We start from the raw sequence: 4,190 nt of genomic DNA, 5'->3' as shown, positions 1-4,190 counted from the left end.
CAGGTGAGCCACGACCCCACCCAGGACTGGGTCCCGCTGTGCCCGGCGCTGCTGCCGCCCCGGCCCCGACCCCCGCGGATCCCGACGCGCCGGGCAGCGGGCGACGCCGATAGCCCGAGACACGCGCGCGGCGAGGTCCTACGCTCACATCATGACCACCCACGGCGCCGGGCGACGGGAACCGGGCGCACATCGCCGCACCGTCGTCAACATGCTGCAGACGGCGGCATACGGACGGGTCGAGGCCCTCCCCCTGGGTGCCTGCCAGTGCGGCGGGCCGATCTCGCACGTTCGCCACGAGGTGGACCCCGGCGCCGACTCGGGCGAGATGACGGCGTGGCACCCGCCTGTGTGCTCCACCCCGGCGTGCATGATCCGCAAGCTGAGCCACGAGGCCGACTACCTGCGCGAGCCCTGGCCGTGGGGCACGTACACGACGATCGACGCCGTGTACCCGGGGCTCGAGACCCAGATGCTGGGCCGGTGCGAGTGCGGCGACATGATCCTGCGCCTGCGGTACCGGTTGGGTGGACCGAACCGTCGCTACACGCCGTGGTTCCCGCCGTTCTGCTCCACGGTCGAGTGCCTGGTCCGCGTGTTCAGCGACGAGGCGGGGTACCTGCGCCGCACGGGTCAGTGGACGGACCCCGACGGGCCGCACGGGACCCGGTAGAGACGTCCTCACTCGCAAGACCAAGGTCGACGACAGGGCCGCCCGGATCCGACACCCGGGCGGCCCTGTCGCGGGAGGACGTCAGGCGCGCGCGACCGGCTCGGCGGCACCCGCGGTCGACACGGGCACGATCGCCTCGATCACGCGGCGCCGCAGATCGGGCACCGCGACGATCTCGTCGACCGAGCCCACCCGGACGGCGCGGGCGATGTCGTGCACCTGGTCGAACTCCGCGCCGACAGCGCTGAGGGCCTCCGAGTGCACGGTCTGACGCAGCTCGGCCAGCTCGGCCTCCAGGGCGGCTGCCTCATCGCCGGACGCCGCAGCGACGCGGCCTGCGAGCTCCTTCACCCGCTCGTCGCGGGCGGCCCGCGCCCGGACCTCGCGCGGGAACACCGCAGCCGCGGCGGCCGCGCCGCCCAGCACGGATGCGTACGAACCCTCCAGCGCGAGCACCGTCATGTTCGGGTTGAGCGCCTTGGAGAACACGACGAACGCACCGCCGTGGTACCGCGAGACCACGCAGAACACGATCGGCCCCTCGAAGTTGACGATCGCGCGGCCGATCTCGGCGCCGTATTCGAGCTGCAGCTTGCGCATCGACTCGGGCGAGCCGTCGAACCCGGACAGGTTCGCCAGGATCACCAGCGGCCGGTTGCCGCTGGCCGAGTTGATCGCCCGTGCGGCCTTCTTCGACGACTGCGGGAACAACGTGCCCGCGGTATAGGTGTCGGGGCCGTCGGTGGGAGGGAACCCACGGCGCGGGACGGCCTGCGACTCGATGCCGATCAGGCACACCGGGTGGCCGCCCAGGTGGACGTCCTGCACGACCACGGTCTCGGCGTCCGCCATCCCGAGCCACCGCTCGAGCACCGGGTGGTCCTGGTCGGACAGGGCCCGCATGACGCTGCGGATGTCGAACGGCTTCTTGCGGTCGGCGTTGGCGGCCGAGAAGATGTCACCGACGGTCTTGAACTCGCTCTCGGCGAGGGCGTGCGGGAACGGCGAGATGTCGCGGTCGACCGGATCGGAGGTGGGGACCTGCCGCGGCGCGGACTCCCCGGGCGCGATGTAGGTGTGGTCGTAGTGCGACATCACCACGTCGATCGCGGCCTGCAGACTCGGGGCCCAGTACTGCGCCTGCCCGTTGGGGCCCATGACGCGGTCGTAGCCGCCGATACCGAAGTTGTCCTCGGCCGACACGCCGCCGGCGAAGTCGAGCGCCTGCTTGCCGGTGAGGACCATCGCCGACGCCGGCGTCATGACGAGGATGCCCTTGGTGTGCATCAGCATCGTCGCCTCGGCGTTCCAGTACGGCTGGGCGCCGACGTTGATGCCCGCGACGACGATGTTGATCTCGCCGCCGGCCTGGGTGAACTCGACGATGCGCTTGAGCGCGGCCGCGACCCAGTCCATGTTCTCGGTGCCGGACTCCATCGAGATCCGCGCGCCGGCCGACAGCGAGTACCACTCCAGCGGCACCTGCATCTTCTCGGCGAGGTCGATCGCCGCGATCACCCGGCTGCACTCGGCCTCCGACAGGGCGCCGAGCGCCTTGGTCGGGTCGCCGAGCAGCACCACGCGGGTCACGCCCTCGGGGTGCCGCGACGTCTCGCTGGTCACGACGCCGGCGACGATCGCCGCCGAGTTGCCCCCCTTGGGGCGGTCGACGTAGCCGAGCGCGCCCATCCCGTCGAGGTCGTACTCCTTGAAATCGCCCAGCAGCCCGGTCAACTCGTACGGGTACACCGTGCCACGGCTGGCGGCGCTGAGCACCTTCTGCCGGTACGCGTCCAGCGGCTGGACGGGCTCGGTCGCGGGCTCGCCGACGGTGACCACGGTGCTGCCCGTCGCATCGAAGGCGACGCGCAGCGCGATCTTCTCCAGCTCACCGGACTTGATGTTCCGGCGGCGCGCGATGAACAGGATCTCGTCGAGGCCCGCGCCCACAGTGGTGGGCAGCACCCGGCCGGCGAGGGTCTCGAGCTCCGCGGCCGTCAGCTCGCTGGGCGGCCACACGTAGATCACGATCGAGTTGGTGTTGAGGCGGTTGCGCGAGCGGTTACGCGCCAACTCCTGACGGATCGAGTCGAGGCACGCCGCGATCGTGTTCTCCGCAGTCGGGAGCGCGATCAGGCGACCGTCGTTCTCGCGCAGCGGAGTGAGGTCCCGCACCTGCGCGAAGGCGACGAGGCGGGCGTCCGCCGGGTTGTCGCGCGTGGTGCACCGGAACAGGTACACCTCCTCGTCCGACGACGCGACACGTGTGAGGTCGAACTTGCTGAGGCGCTCGATCTGCATGCGCTGCGCGATGTGCGGGTGCAGGCCGCGGATCAGCCGCTCCTCCGCCATACCGGTGGCGGTCGGGCGGTACGTGAAGTGGTGATGCATGACGGCGCTGTCGTTGCCGGCGACGGTGATCGTGAGCCGCCGCACCTGGCTGGGCAGCGGGTCGGCCCGCACGACCTCGAACAGGGCCTCGGCCATCGCTTCCGAATCGTCGGGGGCGCCGTCCCAGGCCACATACACGTCGACGTCGACGGTGCCGCCACCGCGCAGCCGCTCGGCCAGGCCGCGCAGCACGCCGCCCAACTCGGGGTAGCCCACGGCGGTGGAGACCACGTCGGCGCCGGTCCGCTCGGCCACGACGACGGTGCTGCCGTCGACCTCGCTGGTGGTGACGCCGCGCAGCCCCTTGTTGCCGTAGTAGCGGCGGGTGAGCACCTCGAGCATCACCGAGTTGTCGAGGCGGTCCACGAGGCGCGCGCCCAGCAGCCGGACCAGAGGCTCGGTGCTGCGCACCATCTCGGCGATGCGCTCGCCGCGATCGGCGGCACCCGGATGCTCGTCGAGGTACCGCAGGTGCTCGTCGACGCGGTGGAAGACCTCGGCACGCTTGCGCTGCAGCAACGGCTGGCCGAACCAGGCGAACTCCACGCCCCGGGCCAGGTCGGCGACGGCGGGCAGCCCGTTCTGGGTGGCGACCACGAGGCGCTCGAGGGCGTCGCGGGCCGCGCCCGCGAGGGGCTCCTCGGGCGACGCCTCCGCCTGCCACGCGCGCAGCAGCGCCGACAGCAGCGCACCGGCCGCCGCGGCGTGCTGCTGCGCCAGGAAGATCCGGAACACCGCGGACTCGAGCTCCGGAGTGCGGTCGAGTTCCGTCACGCCGTAGTGCGCGAGGGCGCTGGTCAGCTTCGCCTGGTAGGCCGCGGGCAGGCCCGCGCGATCCACGTCGAGGCTGCGCAGGTAGGTGTGGAAGTACTCGCGCGCACTGTGCGCGTGCCCTTCCTCGTCCTGGCCGGCGAGCCGGCTGCTGGACAGCTCGGCCAGGTCGGCGAACGTCTGCAGCAGCGCCACCTCACCTGTGACGGTGTCGCCGCCGCGGTCGGCCACGGCGGCCCGCGCGACCAGGTAGCCGTCGACGACCCGGCGCTCGTCGGCCGGATCGACGTCGAACCCGAGCAGCAGGGCGCGCAGGTCCTCCTGGCCGCGGGCGAGGCGGGCGTCGGCCGGGACG

The 4,190-nt window shown here is 72.1% G+C and carries 2 protein-coding genes; one reads left to right on the top strand and one right to left on the bottom strand.

The window, feature by feature from the left end:
* Positions 1 to 151 precede the first annotated feature (151 nt).
* On the top strand, positions 152 to 673 hold the full coding sequence (locus ABD908_RS26665) for a hypothetical protein (protein WP_345001825.1): 522 nt from the start codon (positions 152 to 154) through the stop codon (positions 671 to 673).
* Between the two features lie 81 nt (positions 674 to 754).
* On the opposite strand, the gene ABD908_RS26660 is transcribed toward ABD908_RS26665, so the two are convergent.
* The coding region (locus ABD908_RS26660; RefSeq protein ID WP_345001823.1) for a carboxyl transferase domain-containing protein at positions 755 to 4,190 on the bottom strand (3,436 nt) is incomplete at its 5' end.

It is taken from the genome of Tsukamurella soli (assembly GCF_039541155.1).
GTDB lineage: Bacteria > Actinomycetota > Actinomycetes > Mycobacteriales > Mycobacteriaceae > Tsukamurella > Tsukamurella soli.
Note: the sequence above shows the minus strand (reverse complement) of the source record. Positions and strands in the feature narration are given on the sequence as shown.